The sequence below is a fragment of the Micromonospora sp. MH99 genome, assembly GCF_021442385.1.
Lineage (GTDB): Bacteria > Actinomycetota > Actinomycetes > Mycobacteriales > Micromonosporaceae > Micromonospora.
The window spans coordinates 78,929-92,923 of the sequence record NZ_MUZA01000011.1; the positions used below are offsets into that span (position 1 = coordinate 78,929).

Consider the following 13,995-nt stretch of genomic DNA (forward strand, 5'->3'; position numbering starts at 1 on the left):
GGCAGGATGGTGGTGTGACTCAGCGTCGTCCTGGAGGGAGCAGAACGTGCCGGAGGCGATCACGATCGCGGTTCGTCCGGATCTTCCGTCCGCCGATGTCCAGCGCTCGCTTGCGTCCTGGCTGCGCGCCGACGACCGCCTCCGCGACGGGGTCGCCCTGACGCCACCGGAGGGGGCATCCGAGGGCGGCGCGGACGTGCTGCGGGTGGCGGCCGAGGACGCCGGCACCGCCATGGTGCTCGTGCAGGCGGTCGCCGGGTGGCTCACCCACCGCCGCGACGACGTGTCGGTGGAGTTCAGCCGGCGGGACGGCTGGTCGGCCGACCTGGACGTGCCCCGCGCGCGGGACATGACCCAGGTGACCGCGCTCATCGAGGCCACCGTGCGCGCGGTGACGCCGGAGGCACGACGCCCGTGACCCCGTGCGGCGCGCGCCGCACGTGATCACGGGCGTCGGGTGCGCCTACCGGGTCGTCAGGCCGAGGTCGATCGTCCTGGTCAGGGTGGCGTTGTCGTCGTCGCCGTCGAGTGACCAGACCATCGCGCCGGCCAGGCCGGCCCGCCGGATGTAGAGCGTCTTCTGCAACACGACCGCCGGGTCGTCGTACGTCCAGAAGGTCGTACCGTCGAAGAGCCAGGCGTGCCCGGCCCGCAGGTCGCGGTGTACGGTGTAGCCGTTGCCGGCCAGGGTCTTGAGGTTCTTGTAGTCCTCGTAGCCGGCCTCGAAGGTCGCCGGCGCGGGCCCCGTGGCCGGCTGGAACAGGCCGGTGCCGCCGCCGGTGACGCCGGTCCAGCCGCGACCGTAGTAGGGGATGCCCAGGACCAGCTTGCCGCGCGGCGCTCCACGGTCGATCCAGCCGTCGATGGCCACCTCGACGGAGAAGTCCGGGTTGTCCGGCGAGCCCGCCGGCACGCGCAGCGCGGACTGCTGGTTGGCCACGGCCTCCCAGCCGCCGTGGAAGTCGTACCCCTGCACGGTGGCGAAGTCGAGGTACTTGAAGATCTTGCGGCCCTCGTAGCCGGCGTCCATCGTGGCCGGGTTGGCCGGCAGGAAGGCCGTCAGCGGGTGGTGCGCGCGGGTCGTGCGCCCGTACGCGTCGAGCTGCCGGCGGAACTCGGCCAGCAGCTTGGTGAAGTTCTCCCGGTCCTGCGGGCGGATGACGTTGCCGGGCTCGCCGTCCCAGTTCGGCCACTCCCAGTCGAGGTCGACGCCGTCGAAGACGCCCGCTGCCGCGCCGGGTGCGCCCGGCAGGTTGCCCTTGAGGTAAAGGTCGATGCAGGACGCGACGAACGCCTTGCGGGAGGCGTCGGTGCGGGCGGCGTTGGAGAAGTACGTCGACCAGCTCCACCCGCCCAGCGAGATCAGCACCTTCAGGCCGGGGTGCTTGGCCTTGAGCTTGGCGAGCTGGCCGAAGTTGCCGTTGAGCGCCTGACCGGGGGCGTCGGCGACGCCGTCGACGCTCTCGTCGGCGGAAACCGGCCGTTGGTAGTCGGCCCAGGCGTCGCCCTCGCCCGGCCCGCCGTCCACATAGCAGCGGCCGTCCTCGCTGACGTTGCCGAAGGCGTAGTTGAGGTGGGTGAGGCGGCTCGCGGCCCCGGAGGCGTCGAGCTTCTTGATCGTGAAGGCCCGGCCGTAGATGCCCCACTGGGTGAAGTAGCCGACCCGGTGGTAGCCGGGCTGGCGGTCGGGCCGGGCGGCGGCGCTCGCCGCGGTGGACGGGGCGGCGGTGAGCAGCAGGGTCGCCACGGCGAGGACGGCGGTGAGGCGGCGGTGACGCAATTGTCGCATCGGCACTCCCACGAGGGATCAAGCAGAATTAGTAAAGACACTTATCTGATTGATGAAGTTAAGCCGATCACGCTCTGCGGTCAAGAGCCGCCGCTGTGCCGCCGTCCCCGCGTCGGACGGTCAGCCGACCTGGCTGTTGTCCTTGAGCGAGCCCCAGCCGTGCCAGCGGTCGATCTCGATGAGGGCGCTGACCCGACCCCGCTCCCGCCGCGGGTAGGCATTGCCCGTGTAGTGCCGGGACAGCCTGTCGATGTCGGCGAGATCCTCGTCGGCGCGCAGCTCGGCGACGTGCCCGATGATGCTGACGTGGGTGTACCAGCCGGCCTCGTCCAGCACCGTGAGCGAGACCCGAGGATCGTTGCGGACGTGCTCCAACCGGCGGCGGCTCTCGTCCATGTTGACCAGGATCCGGCCGTCTTCCCACAGGTACCAGGTCGCGGCGGACACCGGCTGACCACCGTTGCGGAGCGTGGTCATGACGGCCGGGTTCGGCTTGCGCAGCATCTCGACCGCGGCCTCGGGAAGCGGTGGCTTGGACATGAAGGCTCCTCCTCGCATGAGCGTTTACCCCTGCACGGTACGCACCCGCCCGACCCGCGTACGGCAGGACGCGGATCGCGGCGGGCGGGAGGCCGAAGGGCTCAGTCGAGCCAACTGCCGTCGCGCATGAGGACGCGTCCCCGCAGCTCGTTGGCCTCCCGCCAGGCCAGGATGCGCCGCGGCCGGATCACGAAGTACTGGTAGGGCTCGGCGATTCCGCTCGGGTCGAAACCGGTCCTGGTGGCGAACGCCGCACGCCTCTCGTCGCCGAGTTCGGCGGTGTCCACCGGCTCGGCGGCACCGTCGACGATGACGACGTCGCGCGTCGTCCCCAGGCTGAGCCGCACCCGACCGTCCCCGAGCAGGTTGCGGCCGGTGACCGAGGCGCGCGGCGTCGAGATGAGAAACACGCTCCCGTCCCAGAGGTAGGAGAGCGGGACGAGGTGCACGCCGTCCTGGGAGCCCGACGTGGCGACCCAGAGGTCGACGTCGGTCTCCAGTCTCCTGCGCGTGTCCCTCAGCCGCTCCTCACGCCCCCGCGGTGGCGCGCTCGCCACACCTGCCCCCATCGACCTCGTGCTCCCCGATCGGTTCGGTCGCCCCCGCCGCGACCAACGGCACGTCCGGCACGTTGCGCAGCCGTGCGAGGTCGTTCAGGCGCTGCTCCTCGGCGCGTGCGCGCCCCCAGGCGGTGAGACACATGGCTCAGCCCAGTTCCTGGATGCGGACCATGTTGCCGGCGGGATCGCGAAAGGCGCAGTCGCGGATGCCGTACGGCTGCTCGGTCGGCTCCTGGACGACCTCGGCGTCGCCGGACTGGATCTTCTCGAAGGTGCCGTCCAGGTCCCGGGTCGCCAGCAGGATCCACCCGTAGGTGCCCTTGGCCATCATCTCGGCGATGGTGCGCCGCTCGTCCTCGGTGATGCCAGGGTCGGCGGCCGGTGGGGCCAGCAGGATGGACGTTCCGGGCTGGTCGACGGGGCCGACGGTGATCCACCGCATCGTGCCCTTGCCGACGTCGCTGCGGACCTCGAAGCCGAGGACGTCGCGGTAGAAGGCCACCGAGGCCTCCGGGTCGACGTGCGGAAGAACTGTCGTGTGAATGGTGATGTCCATGCTGGCCATGCTAGGTAGGGCCGTCGGCGCGTACTTCTCGATTCCTGATCGATGCGGCGGTGCCGGGCGCGGCCGCACCCGCGTGCGGCGTGCCCGGGCCGGCCGGAGAGGATGGGACCATGACCGATCCTGTACTGCCCGGACGCGTCGTCGTCACCGGCGCCACCGGCAAGCTCGGCCGGGCCGTGGTCGCCCACCTGCGCGGCCTGGGCGTGGACGTGCTGGCGATGGACCGCGTCGGCGGGCGCGACCCCCGCGACGTCGACGGCGAGTTCCTCCTGTCCGACCTGACCGACTACGGGCAGGTGGTCGAGGCGTTCACCGGCGGCACCGACGAGCACGCCGGTGGTGTCGAGGCGGTCGTGCACCTGGCCGCGGTCCCGGCGCCCGGGCTGCTGTCCAACGCGGCCACGTTCGCGAACAACTCCGCCGCGACGTACAACGTCTTCGCCGCCGCCCGCGCGGCCGGCATCAAGCGGGTGGTGTGGGCGTCCAGCGAGACGGTGCTCGGGCTGCCGTTCGACACCCCGCCGCCGTACGCGCCTGTCGACGAGGAGTACGCGCCCCGGCCGGAGTCGACGTACTCGCTGAACAAGGCCCTCGAGGAGGAGATGGCGCGGCACTTCTGCAGGTGGGACCCGGAGCTGGTCATGGTGGGCCTGCGGTTCTCCAACGTGATGGACGTCGAGGACTACCTGCAGTTCCCCTCCTTCGACGCCGATCCGCGCTCGCGGCGGTGGAACCTGTGGGGCTACATCGACGCCCGCGACGGCGCCCAGGCGGTCGAGCGGGCGCTCGCGTACGACCAGCCCGGCGCGGAGGTGTTCATCATCGCCAACGCCGACACCGTCATGACCTCATCGAGCGCCAGCCTGATGGCCGAGGTGTACCCGGGTGTCGAGATCCGCAAGGAGCTGGGCGAGCACGAGACCCTGCTCAGCATCGACAAGGCGCGACGGATGCTGGGCTACGAGCCCCGGCACTCGTGGCGCGACCACGTCGACCAGTTGTAGGCCCGCTCGGCGCGTAACCGGGTTGTGCCGCACGGTCAGAATGTATGCGTGACCCTCGATATCGATCACGTGTACGTGCCGGTCAAGTTCGACCTCGGCGGCACGGTGCAGGACGTGGAACCAGCGCTCCCGCTGCTGGCCAGACTGGGTGCCACCTCGGTCGATGTCGTTCAGCACGAGGAGACCCGGGCCTACAACATCTCCTACCTGGCCACCCATCCGCCGGTGCTGCAGATCTCCCTCGGCACGTCGGCGGTCCGCATCGGCCGTACGACGTGGGCGACCAGCACCCAGATCGTCATCTACCCGGCGCTCGGTGTGATCTCGGTGGACCTGCGGTTCGCCGCGCCGGGGCCCGCCGTCAGCACCGAGGACATCTGCCGGTTCTACGACGATCTCGTCCGCGAGAACACCCTCGACTACTTCCGGCACCTGCGCGACCTGGACACCTTCCCGCCGAACCTGGCCGGGCACCTGAGCATGATCGAGGCCGAGCCCCGGGAGCACGGCGGGCTGACGGTGTCCGCCCACGTCCAGGCGGTCCGCGCCATCCTGCGCGAGTCGGCCGGCTTCGAGCCCCGCGAGCGCCGCTACCCGTTCCAGAACATGCGCCAGTTCTTCGTCCTGCGCGGTCCCGAACGGTCCGAGAACGACCCACTCGTGGAGTCGCTGCTGCGGCTCTCCGCCCTGCCGGTGACCGCGGGCGCGGCGGCCGACGACGGGCCGCTGCGCCTGCCCGGCCTGCTGGTCCGCACCACCGGCTGGTCCACCGTGGCGGTCCTGCACGACGGGGTACGGGGAGCGTCGGCGGCGGCCCGCATGGTCCAGGACATGTACGGCCAGATCCACGCCCAGTGGTTCTTCTGCCAACTGTGGGTGGGTGTGGACCCGAACGACCGCGACGAACTCGTCGGGCCGGGGCACTCGCTCGGCGCACGCATCACCCAACTGGCCCGGGTGCAGTTGCAACTGAGTCGAGGGCTGGCCGAGGTCGGCAACGTGGACCTCATGTACCGCGACCCCATGCGCATCGCGGTGGCCACGTTCCTCATCGACGGGCTGCGGGTTCCCCGGCACCTGCAGGCCGCCCGGCAGCGCCTCGAACTGCTGCGCAGCAATCTGAGCCAGCTCTTCGGGTTGCAGACGGCGCTGTTCCAGCAGCGCCTCCAGTGGCTGTTCTCGGTCACCGCGGTCGCCGGCGTCGCGGCGCTGCTGCCCGAGATGCTCCAGGTCAACAGCATGCGCTGGCGGATCGTGACCATCGCCCTGTTCGGCACGCTGGCGCTGTTCTGCTGGCTGCTGATCCGGCTGCTCGGCCGCGCCGGCCTGCGCGCGGACCGGCGGGCCCGGACGAGGCGGCGGACCGCCCGAACGAGGCGCTGGGGGCGCGGCGCCGACAGTCCTCCAGTCGATCCGGCATAACCACCGGGCGTACCGACAGACCGGGATAAAGTCCCCTCAACGGGTACGAGGCGGGACCGGTCGGCGAGGGGGTGCGGCCATGCTGACGCGCACCTGGATGCGCGGGCTGGCCGACAGCAGGAGCCCACGCTCGGCGACCGTCCTGGAACTGCTCTTCGACATCGTGTACGTCTTCGCGCTCGCCCGCCTCGCCGGGCGGGTCGCGGACGACCTGACCATCGTCCGGCACACGCTGCTGTCCGAGGCGGGCCAGACGCTGCTGTTCTTCACGGCGATGTGGATGATCTGGTCGCTCAACGCGTTGCTGGCCAGCACCTACGACCCGCGCCGGGTCGAGATCCAGGTCGTTCTTCTCGCCACGATGTTCGGCACCCTGGTGCTGGCGGTCTCGCTGCCGCAGGCGTTCGGTCAGCGCGGCATGATCTTCGCCTGCACGTACGTCGTCATCCAGCTCGGCAGACCGCTCTACCTGGCGCTCGCCCTGCGGGGCCACCCGGCCCAGATGTTCTCGTTCCGGGTGTTGGCCTGGCACTCGGTCTCCGGCGTCTTCTGGATCAGTGGCGGCATCGACGGCGGCCTCGGCCGTGGTGTTCTCTGGACGCTCGCGCTCGCCGTCGAGCTCGTCGGCGCGGCCTCCGACTGGCCGGTGCCGCGTATCGGCCGGGTGCCGCTGGGCAACCTGATCACGGTCTCCGAGGTGCACCTCGCCGAGCGGTACAACCAGTTCTTCATGATCGCGCTGGCCGAGGTGGTGCTCGAAACCGGCGCCGCCGTCAGCTTTCCCGGCTTCTCGACCGAGCGGACCCTCACCCTCGTGGCCGCCTTCGTGGCCACGGTCTCGTTCTGGCGGATCTACTTCTACCACGTGGGGCCGGGCCGCCGGGCCACCGCCAGCGCCAGCGGTGAGGGCCTGCAACTGTCCCGGTGGGCGAGCTACAGCCTCCTGCTCATCGTCGGCGGCATCATCTGCACCGCAGTCGGCTTCGGGCAGGTCATCGAGGATCCACACCCGCCCATCGACTGGGCCCTGGTGGCCATCATCTTCGGTGGCCCGGTGGTGTTCCTGATCGGGCGGAGCTACCTGGAGCGGACGCACAAGTCCGCGCCGCGCTGTTGGATGCTGTTCGTCGGCGCGCTGGTGCTGGTCGTGGCGGCGCTGCCCAGCGTCCTTCTCCCGCCGGTCGCCGTGACCGCCGTGGCGGCGCTGATCCTGGCCGGGATCGCCGTCGCCGACGGGCGGCTCCACCAACGCGGCGCGGAGACCAACCCGACGTTGTGAGCCGGGCCAGAAAGACATTGTGGGCTGCTGGCGGTTGGCGTAGGTTGGCGGGCACGCCGTCGAGCCGAGAGGAGGTCAGAACAATGTCCGATGTTCTGCGCCCCCTCCGCGCACCGGCGTCCACGCGGATCTGACCCGGGGCGCTCGCTGTCCGGAGGTCCGCCATGACCAGTCTCGTCATCCGCCCGCTCGTCGCGGGCGAGGAAAACCTGTTCGACTCCATGACCGACCCGCTGCCCCAACTGCGGCAGATCGCGTATGCCGACGGCATCGCCGGCGGCGGCTACCGACCCGAGAACACCTGGATCGCCCTGCGCGACGGCCGGGTGGTCGGGCGGGCGGCCTGGCTCCTCCCGCCCGGAGCGGTGGGCGCTCCCTGGCTGGAGCGGTTCGACCTGGCCGCCGAGCCGCAGGTCGGGGCCGCGCTGCTGCACGCCGCCCACGAGGCGCTGGGAGGTCCCGGTCGGTACTACGCGGCCCTGCCCGCGCACTGGCGGCGTCGACCCGAGGTGCTGGCCGTGGTCACCGCGCCGATGGAGGCGGCCCGACTCGCCGGCCTGGTCGAGGTGGGTGAGCGGCTGCGGTGCTCGTGGACGGGCACGCCGCTGCCGACGACCTCCGGCCGGTACACGTTCCGACCGCCCGTCGACGTGGCGGAGATCAACGCCCTGGTCGCCCGGGTCGCCCAACCGGACGCGCTGACCGGCGCGGAGATCGCGCGCGCCGTCAGCGGCGTCGACCTGGCCACCGATCCGTTGGCCTGGCTGGGGGAGTCGACCGACCAGTGGCGCGTCGGCGTGGCGGGCGGGCAGCCGGTCGGCCTGGTCGGCACGGCCGGCGACGCCTGCTACCCCCTGCTGGCGTACCTCGGTCTGCTCGACGAGGCGGCGCGCGGTGAGCTGCTGGCCGAGGCGGTCCGGGTGCTCGCCGCCGGAGGCGCCCGGGAGGTGATCGCCGACGTGGACGCCCACCGCGTCGCGGTGCTCGCCGAGTTGGAGCGGACCGGGTTCCGGCAGCTCCGCTCGCGCGTGCTGTTCGCGCCGCCGGCCGACAAGGCGTAGCCCGTCGGGGGTGCGCCCCGCGTCACCCGGGGCGCACCCCGCACCGGCGGCACCGCCGGCCCCTGCCAGGATCTGTGCCCATGCCGGAGATCATCGCCCTCATCGTCGGCGGATCGGCGCTGGTCGTGGCGGCGGTCGCCGGGCTCTACCTCTGGCCGCTGCGCCGCCGCGAGCTGCGGCTCGCACCGGGCGATCCGCTGGACTTCGCCGCCGCCACCCGCGTCGCCGAGACCATCAGGGCGGCGGAGACCGCCGATCCGGAGATCCGGCCGGAGTCGCGCAGCCGCCTGCTGAGCCACGGCTCCCGTACCGGCAGGGCCGTGCTGCTGCTGCACGGATACACCCTCGCGCCGGAGCAGTACGACGCGTTGGCCGAGGTGTTCTTCGCCCGGGGCTACAACGTGTGGATTCCGCGGGCCCCGCACCACGGCACCGTCGACCGGCGGGCCCACCACCGGGTCGAGGCCGCCGAGCTGACGACGTACGCCGCCCAGGCCGTGACCGTCGCGGCGGGCCTGGGGGACGAGGTGGGTGTCGTGGGCATCTCCGGCGGCGCGGTGCTGGCCGCGTGGCTGGCCCAGGTCCGTGGTGACGTCGTCCGGCGGCTGTTGCTGCTGTCGCCGTTCTTCGGCCCTGATCCCCGCCAGGCGCCGGCCTTCGCGGTCCGACCACTCATCACGCTGTACGGGCGTCGCCTCCTGCGCGACCGCGTCAACTCGCGGGGATACTCGTTCTCCGCCGTCACGCAGTACCTGACGATCGCACGGACGCTGCCGCGTCCGCCACGGCGCACCGGCCTGCTGAGCGCGGCCGTGGCGATCAGCCCGCTCGACGCGGTGGTGGACCCCGCCGCGGCGGTGCGGGTGCCGCGCCGCATCGCGCGGGCGAACGGCGTCGCGCTGCGGGTCTGCGCGCTGCCGCAGGCGTGGGGTGTCCGCCACAACACCCTCGACCTCACCGCGCTCGGCACCGACGCCGACGAGCTGCTCCGCCTGTACGTCGACCTCTACGAGGGTGGTCCGGCGTCGACGTCCGGGCTCGTCGGGACCGTCAGCGTCGGCGGCTGAGCGCGATCGCTCACCCGGCGGCGCACCGCGGAGTCGTCCACCTGCCTCCGCGGCGCACCGCCGTCCGCGGCGACTACCGCGCCGCCGCCTGTCCCGCTTCCCGGGCACCGTTGAACACCGGCGGGGCGTAACCGGCGGGCTTGTCGCCGATGCCGAGGCCGGGGCTCACCACCCAGGACTGGTACTGCGGGGTGAACATGCCATAGGGCGGCCCGAGGGTCGGGGCACTGGCCTCGTCGAGCCGGCGGCGGGCGTCGGCCGGGATCTCGAAGTCGAGCGCGCCGAAGTTGCCGCCGACCTGCTCCGGGCTGCTCGCCCCGATGATCACCGAGCCGACGGCGGGCTGGGTGACCACCCAGTTGATCGCGACCTGCGCCATGCTGCGACCCAGATCGGCGGCCACGCTCTCCAACGCGTCGATGACCTTCCAGTCGTTGGGGCTGATCTCCCGACCCGCGGCGTTGGGGGTGGTCAACCGTCCGGTACCGCTCAGGCCCTCGCTGGTGCGCCGGTACTTGCCGCTGAGCAGGCCGCCGCCGATCGGGCTGAACGCGGTGATCCCCATCCCCAGGGTCTGGGCCATCGAGACGAACTCCGCCTCGATGTCCCGCATGACCAGGGAGTACGGCAGCTGCAGGTTGATCATCGGGGCGAGCCCGTGCGCCTCGGCGTAGCTCTGCGCGCGGGCCGCGTACCAGGCCGGAACGTCGGAGAGGCCGGCGTACCGGATCTTGCCGGAGCGCACCAGGTCGTCGAGGGTGTGCACGACCTCCTCGACCGGGGTGATCCGGTCCCAGGTGTGCAGCAGGTACAGGTCGATGTAGTCGGTGCCGAGCCGGCGCAGCGACGCCTCCACGGCCCGCATGACGTGTTTGCGGCCGTTGCCGCTGGCGTTCGGGTCGGTCGGGTCGACGGTGTTGGTGGCCTTGCTGGTGAGCACGAGTCGTTCGCGGACGCCGGCCTTGTCGATGAGGCGGCCGAGGATCTTCTCGCTCTCCCCGGCGGTGTAGAAGTCCGCCGTGTCGATGAGGTTCCCGCCCGCCTCCAGGTACCGCCGGAAGATCGGCTCGGCCTCCTCCTCGGTCTTGCCGTACGCGGCGTGGAACCCGTCGACGCCGAAGTTCATGGTGCCCAGCGCCAGTCGGCTCACCCGCAGGCCCGACCGTCCGAGCAGGTAGTAGTGGTTCATCGTGGTGCCCTCTCGATCGTGATGGGGGCGCGGAGCGGACCGCGCGGACCCGACCTTTGCTCGCCAAAAATGGACCTGCAAGTCCAAAACCTGCGCTACGGTGGGGCCATGACACGCGCGTTGACCCGCAAGGGTGCGGCGACCCGGGCGCGGATCGTCGCCGGCGCCGCAGCCGAGATCCGCGAGCGCGGCGTCGACGAGGTACGTCTTGAGGACGTGATGGCCCACACCGGCACCAGCAAGGGCCAGCTCTTTCACTACTTCCCGGACGGCAAGGAGGAATTGCTGCTCGCGGTGGCCCAGCACGAGGCCGACCAGGTGCTCACCGACCAGGAGCCGATGCTCAGCAACCTGACGTCCTGGCCGGCCTGGCAGGCGTGGCGCGACCGGCTCATCGAGCGCTACCTCGCGCAGGGCGTGAAGTGCCCGCTCAACGGCCTGCTCGGCCAGACCGGCCGGCGGGCGCCCGGCGCGCAGGCCATCGTGACCGGGCTCATGTGGCGGTGGCAGGAGGCGATCGCCGTGGGTATCCGGCACATGCAGTCGGCAGGTGACATCGCCCCGGACGTGGACGCCGACCGCGCCTCGGCGGCGTTGCTGGCCGGCATCCAGGGCGGCGTCCTGCTGCTGCTCTCCACCGGCAGGATCGACCACCTGGAGGCCGCCCTCGACCTCACCATCGACTCCCTGCGGGCCGGCGGCGACAGCCCTTCCCGCGCCTGACGGGAGGGTGGGACGATCGCCCGTCTGCCGGTCTGCTGAGTGTGGAGGTCGAGGATGTCGATGGGAACGATGGTGGCGCTGCTGGGCGGCGGAATCGTGCTCGGTGCGGCGCTCCTGCTGACGATCATCGGGATGCTGGGCCGTCGCGCACGCGCGGGACGACTCGCGGGTCGCTACACCTCACGCCGGGGCAACTCGTCGGACAACAGTTCGTCGAGCATGGGCGGAAGTTGAGCCGCGGCCGGCAAGTTATTCTTTCGCCCGAGCAATCGGAGATCGGAGCAGGCATGGCAGGTGACGACGACATCTCCGGGTGAGATCCCGGACCGGCCGCCGACCGGCGCGTGATCGCGCCCCCGTCGCCGCGGCCCCTGTCGTCATGCCCTGCTCCCGGGCCACCCGTGTGCCCCCGGATCGTCCTTCTCCGAGGTCACCATGTCTGTTCAACCCCCGCTCATCGCCCATGACCTGGTGCGCGTCCGAGGTGAGCGCCGCGTGCTCGACGGCGTCTCCCTGACCGCCGCCCCCGGCCAACGGATCGGCCTGATAGGTGAGAACGGCACCGGCAAGACGACCCTGCTGCGGGTCCTCGCCGGTGTCGACGAACCCGACTCCGGCACCGCCGCGCGTCCGCCACGCCTCGGCTTTCTGCACCAGGAACTGCCCCACACCCCGTCCGCGACCGTCGCCGCCGTCCTCGACGACGCGCTGCGCGAGGCCCACGAGGACCTTGCCGAGCTGGATCGACTGGGTGCCGCCCTGGCCGACACGCCGGAGGGTTCCGACCGGCACGGCGGGCTGCTGACCGCGTACGGCGAGGTTCTGGAACGTGCACAGGACCGCGACGCCTGGGATGCCGACCGGCGCGCGTTGGCGGTGCTCGACGGCCTCGGCCTCGGCGGGATCGGTCCCGACCGGAGACTCGGCGCGCTGTCCGGCGGGCAGCGTGGCCGCCTGGCCCTCGCCGCCCTGCTGATCCGCCGGCCGGACGCGCTGCTGCTCGACGAGCCCACCAACCACCTGGACGACGCTGCGGCGGTGTTCTGTGAGGATCAGCTGCGCGCCATGCCGGGCGTGGTCGTGGTGTCGAGTCACGACCGGGCGTTCCTCGACGCGGTGTGCACCGACCTCGTCGATCTGGACCCGGCGGTCGAGGGCCCGGTCCGCTACGGCGGCGGCTACTCCGCGTACCTGACGGCGAAGCGCGCCGAAGCGCGGCGGTGGCGCCGCCGCCACGAGGAGGAGCAGGCGCAGCTCGCGGACCTGCGGGAGGCCGCCGCCGTGACGGGCCACCGGGTCGCGCACGGCCGTGGGCCCCGCGACAGCGAGAAGATGGGGTACGGCCACACCGCCGGCCGGGTGCAGAACCAGATCTCTCGTCGGGTCCGCGACGCCGCCCGGCGGCTGGAGCAGCTAGAACGGGACCAGGTCGCCGCACCGCCGGAGCCGTTGCGTTTCCACCCGCCCGCGCTCGCTGCCGACGGTGGCGACGAACCCGTTGTCACGATGTGCCAGGTGGAGGTCCCCGGTCGGCTGCGGGTGGAGCGGCTCGTCCTGACCGCCACCGACCGGCTGCTGGTGAGCGGCCCCAACGGCGCGGGCAAGTCGACGCTGCTCGCCCTCCTCGCCGGCCGACCATTAGGCACGGGAACGGTGTGGCGACGGCCGGGTCTGCGCGTGGGTCTGCTCGCCCAGGACACCGTCTTCGACTCTCCACAGCGGACGGCTCGGGAGATCTACACGGGTACCGTCGGCGCGGAGCGGGCCGAGACTGTGCCGCTGTCGTCGCTCGGCCTGCTCGCGCCGAGGGATCTGGACCGGCCGGTCAACGCCCTGTCGGTCGGTCAGCGCCGTCGGCTCGGACTCGCGGTGCTGGTCGCCGATCCGCCGGAGCTGCTCCTGCTGGACGAGCCGACCAACCATCTCTCCCCACGGCTCTGCGACGAGCTGGAGGAGGCGCTGGGAACGGGACCGGGCGCGATAGTCGTGGCCAGCCACGACCGCCGACTCCGCTCCCGCTGGCCGGGCCGACAGCTCACCCTCACCGCCCGCCCACCGATCCGCCGGTGATCAAGAGGTTCGCGTCACGACACGCCGCTGGGATGACGCGAACCTCTTGATCACCGGGGCGGGGTGGGGGAGGTGGGGGTGGGGGACAGGTTGTTCAGGTTTTGCTGGTGGGTGGTGTTGGATCGGATCACCGTGGTGGCCAGTGTGGTGGTGGCGGGGTGGACGCCGTTTTTCTGCTCGGCGGTGGCGACTCGGACGGTCTGCGTGAGGTACGCGCGCAGGTGCGCGGCGAGCAGGCGGTGGAACGTCGTCCCGGTGGCCGACCGCAGCGCGGTCAACTCGTCCGTGGTGATCATGCCCGGCATGTCGTGGCCCTCGTGCGGGTTGGTCGTCGGCGCTCCCGCCTCGCGCAGCAGTTGGCAGGACCGGGTCAGGTCGGATCGGTTGCTGGCTCGCACGTCGGCGGCCAGCCGTCGCCAGGCGGGGTCGGTGGTCCGGGTCGGCACGAGGTCCAGCACCGGTAGCAGCCGGTCCGTCATTGCGGCGGTCAGTTGCAGCCAGGCGATGTCGGTGGGGCTGAAGGAGCCCGCCGATCCGACGCTCGATGGTGTGGACGCGGCCGGCGCGACAGTGGGTGGCCCGGCGCTGTCCGCGGGTGTCCCGCCGGCGCAGCCGGCGAGGAGCACTGCCGTCGTGAGCAGCGCGGCGCGGGCGCGCATACGGCCTCCTTCCGCCCGCGGCGGGCGGGCCCGGCGTGACCGGACCCGCCCCCTTCGGGTGCGACGG

At 71.9% G+C, this 13,995-nt stretch carries 15 protein-coding genes; 9 read left to right on the forward strand and 6 right to left on the reverse strand.

The features are described 5' to 3' along the window. Nucleotides 1-46: 46 nt before the first annotated feature. Nucleotides 47-418: a hypothetical protein gene (locus tag B0E54_RS08695; protein WP_234582762.1), complete on the forward strand. Its 372-nt coding sequence runs from the start codon at nucleotides 47-49 to the stop codon at nucleotides 416-418. Between the two features lie 45 nt (nucleotides 419-463). On the opposite strand, the gene B0E54_RS08700 is transcribed toward B0E54_RS08695, so the two are convergent. The 4 genes from B0E54_RS08700 to B0E54_RS08715 form a co-directional block, all read right to left on the reverse strand. Beyond that, complete coding sequence (locus tag B0E54_RS08700) at nucleotides 464-1,789, reverse strand: glycoside hydrolase family 18 protein (RefSeq protein ID WP_234582763.1); 1,326 nt, start codon at nucleotides 1,787-1,789, stop codon at nucleotides 464-466. Nucleotides 1,790-1,909: 120 nt separating this feature from the next. Next, on the reverse strand, nucleotides 1,910-2,329 hold the full coding sequence (locus B0E54_RS08705) for a PPOX class F420-dependent oxidoreductase (protein WP_234582764.1): 420 nt from the start codon (nucleotides 2,327-2,329) through the stop codon (nucleotides 1,910-1,912). Between the two features lie 101 nt (nucleotides 2,330-2,430). After that, the gene (locus B0E54_RS08710; protein WP_234582765.1) at nucleotides 2,431-2,898 is read right to left on the reverse strand and encodes a pyridoxamine 5'-phosphate oxidase family protein; all 468 of its coding nucleotides are present in this window, start codon (nucleotides 2,896-2,898) and stop codon (nucleotides 2,431-2,433) included. A 136-nt stretch (nucleotides 2,899-3,034) separates the two neighbouring features. Beyond that, nucleotides 3,035-3,445, reverse strand: coding sequence for a VOC family protein (locus B0E54_RS08715; protein WP_234582766.1), 411 nt, complete (start codon nucleotides 3,443-3,445; stop codon nucleotides 3,035-3,037). A gap of 119 nt (nucleotides 3,446-3,564) precedes the next feature. On the opposite strand from B0E54_RS08715, the gene B0E54_RS08720 reads away from it, so the two are divergent. The 5 genes from B0E54_RS08720 (at nucleotide 3,565) to B0E54_RS08740 (ending at nucleotide 9,287) form a co-directional block, all read left to right on the forward strand. Further along, the gene (locus tag B0E54_RS08720; protein ID WP_234582767.1) at nucleotides 3,565-4,458 is read left to right on the forward strand and encodes an NAD(P)-dependent oxidoreductase; all 894 of its coding nucleotides are present in this window, start codon (nucleotides 3,565-3,567) and stop codon (nucleotides 4,456-4,458) included. A 48-nt stretch (nucleotides 4,459-4,506) separates the two neighbouring features. Further along, nucleotides 4,507-5,880 (forward strand): hypothetical protein, encoded by a 1,374-nt coding sequence (locus B0E54_RS08725; protein ID WP_234582768.1) that lies wholly within the window; start codon nucleotides 4,507-4,509, stop codon nucleotides 5,878-5,880. A gap of 79 nt (nucleotides 5,881-5,959) precedes the next feature. Further along, the gene (locus tag B0E54_RS08730; protein WP_234582769.1) at nucleotides 5,960-7,159 is read left to right on the forward strand and encodes a low temperature requirement protein A; all 1,200 of its coding nucleotides are present in this window, start codon (nucleotides 5,960-5,962) and stop codon (nucleotides 7,157-7,159) included. 164 nt (nucleotides 7,160-7,323) lie between these two features. Beyond that, complete coding sequence (locus B0E54_RS08735; protein ID WP_234582770.1) at nucleotides 7,324-8,220, forward strand: acetyltransferase; 897 nt, start codon at nucleotides 7,324-7,326, stop codon at nucleotides 8,218-8,220. A gap of 80 nt (nucleotides 8,221-8,300) precedes the next feature. After that, the gene (locus B0E54_RS08740) at nucleotides 8,301-9,287 is read left to right on the forward strand and encodes a carboxylesterase (RefSeq protein ID WP_234582771.1); all 987 of its coding nucleotides are present in this window, start codon (nucleotides 8,301-8,303) and stop codon (nucleotides 9,285-9,287) included. Between the two features lie 73 nt (nucleotides 9,288-9,360). Here the strand turns inward: B0E54_RS08740 and B0E54_RS08745 are convergent, their stop codons facing one another. Further along, nucleotides 9,361-10,476, reverse strand: coding sequence for an aldo/keto reductase (locus B0E54_RS08745; protein ID WP_234582772.1), 1,116 nt, complete (start codon nucleotides 10,474-10,476; stop codon nucleotides 9,361-9,363). Nucleotides 10,477-10,584: 108 nt separating this feature from the next. Between B0E54_RS08745 and B0E54_RS08750 the strand changes: the two genes are divergently transcribed. From B0E54_RS08750 to B0E54_RS08760, 3 genes are all read left to right on the forward strand, one after another. Then, the gene (locus B0E54_RS08750) at nucleotides 10,585-11,199 is read left to right on the forward strand and encodes a TetR/AcrR family transcriptional regulator (protein WP_234582773.1); all 615 of its coding nucleotides are present in this window, start codon (nucleotides 10,585-10,587) and stop codon (nucleotides 11,197-11,199) included. 54 nt (nucleotides 11,200-11,253) lie between these two features. Beyond that, nucleotides 11,254-11,433 carry a hypothetical protein gene (locus B0E54_RS08755; RefSeq protein WP_234582774.1) on the forward strand — a complete coding sequence of 60 codons (180 nt, stop codon included), beginning with the start codon at nucleotides 11,254-11,256 and terminating at the stop codon, nucleotides 11,431-11,433. Between the two features lie 201 nt (nucleotides 11,434-11,634). Further along, nucleotides 11,635-13,269 (forward strand): ABC-F family ATP-binding cassette domain-containing protein, encoded by a 1,635-nt coding sequence (locus B0E54_RS08760; protein WP_234582775.1) that lies wholly within the window; start codon nucleotides 11,635-11,637, stop codon nucleotides 13,267-13,269. Between the two features lie 50 nt (nucleotides 13,270-13,319). Here B0E54_RS08760 and B0E54_RS08765 read toward each other — a convergent pair whose 3' ends face one another. Beyond that, nucleotides 13,320-13,928, reverse strand: coding sequence for a DUF305 domain-containing protein (locus tag B0E54_RS08765; RefSeq protein ID WP_234582776.1), 609 nt, complete (start codon nucleotides 13,926-13,928; stop codon nucleotides 13,320-13,322). Between the last annotated feature and the right edge of the window lie 67 nt (nucleotides 13,929-13,995).

Excerpts from the sequence above, each read along its gene's own strand:
- B0E54_RS08700 (WP_234582763.1), bottom strand. The coding sequence starts at position 1,789 with ATGCGACAATTGCGTCACCGCCGCCTCACCGCCGTCCTCGCCGTGGCG.
- B0E54_RS08765 (WP_234582776.1), bottom strand. The coding sequence starts at position 13,928 with ATGCGCGCCCGCGCCGCGCTGCTCACGACGGCAGTGCTCCTCGCCGGC.
- B0E54_RS08720 (WP_234582767.1), top strand. The coding sequence starts at position 3,565 with ATGACCGATCCTGTACTGCCCGGACGCGTCGTCGTCACCGGCGCCACC.
- B0E54_RS08735 (WP_234582770.1), top strand. The coding sequence starts at position 7,324 with ATGACCAGTCTCGTCATCCGCCCGCTCGTCGCGGGCGAGGAAAACCTG.
- B0E54_RS08760 (WP_234582775.1), top strand. The coding sequence starts at position 11,635 with ATGTCTGTTCAACCCCCGCTCATCGCCCATGACCTGGTGCGCGTCCGA.
- B0E54_RS08730 (WP_234582769.1), top strand. The coding sequence starts at position 5,960 with ATGCTGACGCGCACCTGGATGCGCGGGCTGGCCGACAGCAGGAGCCCA.
- B0E54_RS08715 (WP_234582766.1), bottom strand. The coding sequence starts at position 3,445 with ATGGACATCACCATTCACACGACAGTTCTTCCGCACGTCGACCCGGAG.
- B0E54_RS08705 (WP_234582764.1), bottom strand. The coding sequence starts at position 2,329 with ATGTCCAAGCCACCGCTTCCCGAGGCCGCGGTCGAGATGCTGCGCAAG.
- B0E54_RS08740 (WP_234582771.1), top strand. The coding sequence starts at position 8,301 with ATGCCGGAGATCATCGCCCTCATCGTCGGCGGATCGGCGCTGGTCGTG.
- B0E54_RS08745 (WP_234582772.1), bottom strand. The coding sequence starts at position 10,476 with ATGAACCACTACTACCTGCTCGGACGGTCGGGCCTGCGGGTGAGCCGA.
- B0E54_RS08710 (WP_234582765.1), bottom strand. The coding sequence starts at position 2,898 with ATGGGGGCAGGTGTGGCGAGCGCGCCACCGCGGGGGCGTGAGGAGCGG.
- B0E54_RS08750 (WP_234582773.1), top strand. The coding sequence starts at position 10,585 with ATGACACGCGCGTTGACCCGCAAGGGTGCGGCGACCCGGGCGCGGATC.
- B0E54_RS08755 (WP_234582774.1), top strand. The coding sequence starts at position 11,254 with ATGTCGATGGGAACGATGGTGGCGCTGCTGGGCGGCGGAATCGTGCTC.